Annotated in this window: 4 protein-coding genes; all 4 read right to left on the bottom strand. The window is 59.4% G+C overall.

What is annotated here, in order from left to right; genetic code table 11:
* Nucleotides 1-173: 173 nt before the first annotated feature.
* Nucleotides 174-299 (bottom strand): hypothetical protein, encoded by a 126-nt coding sequence (locus H663_RS42455; RefSeq protein ID WP_276309863.1) that lies wholly within the window; start codon nucleotides 297-299, stop codon nucleotides 174-176.
* Nucleotides 300-370: 71 nt separating this feature from the next.
* Nucleotides 371-604 (bottom strand): type II toxin-antitoxin system RelE/ParE family toxin, encoded by a 234-nt coding sequence (locus H663_RS40875; RefSeq protein WP_240620605.1) that lies wholly within the window; start codon nucleotides 602-604, stop codon nucleotides 371-373.
* Nucleotides 604-870 carry a type II toxin-antitoxin system ParD family antitoxin gene (locus H663_RS40880; protein WP_083451241.1) on the bottom strand — a complete coding sequence of 89 codons (267 nt, stop codon included), beginning with the start codon at nucleotides 868-870 and terminating at the stop codon, nucleotides 604-606. Before H663_RS40880 ends, H663_RS40875 begins: the two co-directional genes overlap by 1 nt.
* A gap of 217 nt (nucleotides 871-1,087) precedes the next feature.
* Nucleotides 1,088-1,410, bottom strand: a 323-nt coding sequence (locus H663_RS40885) for a peptidoglycan-binding domain-containing protein (protein ID WP_205872777.1), incomplete at its 5' end; no start/stop codon positions are given.

Below are 1,410 nucleotides of genomic sequence, written 5' to 3' on the forward strand. Positions count from 1 at the left end.
CCCATGGTCACGCTCAGCCAGGCGCCGACGGTGGAGACCCACATCGTGCCCAGCACCCGCCACCCGGCAGGCGTGGGCGAACCTGCAGTGCCGCCGCTGGCACCGGCGGTGGGCAATGCGCTGTTTGCTTTGACGGGAAAAAGGCAAATGGACTTGCCGCTGAAGGTGTGAGCTCAGACCCCGCGACCATCACCCTCCGCGCAAACCTTGAGGACTTTCTGGCCGCCTCGGCCATTGGCCTCTAGCCCCAAGCGCTTTTGTTCGGCGCGGATCGCCTCGCGCGATTTGTCGCCCAACATGCTTGAATGACTCTAGGAAGGATTCAAGGTTTCAGGGATATCGCGCGCGCCGTGCAATATGCGGATGATGGTCACCTGCTCTGTCGTGGCCTCGAAAAAATCACATAGTTGCCGTGCGCGCACGATCGCAAGTTATCGGACAACTCAGGCCGCTGCCGATAGCCCGCAGGGTTGAAACAAATTTTCTGGCAATGCGCTCGCAGTTCGGCCACAAAACTCCCCGCGCGAATGGGATTGGCTTGTGCAATGTAGTCGCCAATCTCCTCCAGATCGCGCGCTGCCATGGGCGTGATCAGCAATTGCATCAGCGTGCTTTAAGGGTGGCTTGCTGAGCGTATTTGGCTTGGAGTCGATCAAATACCGGTTCGGCTTCAAGTGGGGCACCACTGGCCTGGCCCGCTGCGATATCGTTTTTCAGCGCCTGGGTTTGGAGGGCCTGGTGGCGTTCTGTGTCTTCGAGCAGGCGCAGTCCGGCACGGACAACCTCACTGACGTTGTTGTAGCGTCCGCTTGCGACTTGATCGCGAATGAAGGTCTCAAAATGGGGACTGAGGGCAACGCTGGTGGGCATGTCGATTTCCTAACAGTTATTAACCATTATTTTATTGCTCGCAGGCCTTGTCAATATTGACGCTGGAGACCCGAACGGTAGGAAACCGGATTGCATGATCAATGTAAGGGGTCACCATGAAGCGTCAAGCAGGTGTTCTTGCATCGTTTGGAAAAACAGGCCACACAACACACCTATCGAGTCCACCACGGTCCGGTGCCCATGATCTGGCTTGCGCTCACCCTCCGCGCAAAGCCTTGAGGACTTTCTGGCCGCCTCGGCCATTGGCCTCTAGCCCCAAGCGCTTTTGTTCGGCGCGGATCGCCTCGCGCGATTTGTCGCCCAACATGCCGTCCGCAGGGCCAATGTCGTGGCCGCGCAGTGTCAGCAAGCCCTGCAACTCGCGCCGCTCGGCGCGTGACAGGCCTGCGTCATCGGTGGGCCAGGGCGTGGCGAATGGGCCACCGCCGCGCAGGCGGTCGCTCAGGTGGGCAATGGCCAGTCCATAGCTTTCGGCTGCGTTGTAACTGTAGAGCGCGTCAAAATTGCGCGTGACCAAAA

Origin of the sequence: Limnohabitans planktonicus II-D5, from assembly GCF_001270065.2 — a bacterium.
Classification (GTDB): Bacteria; Pseudomonadota; Gammaproteobacteria; order Burkholderiales; family Burkholderiaceae_C; genus Limnohabitans_A; species Limnohabitans_A planktonicus.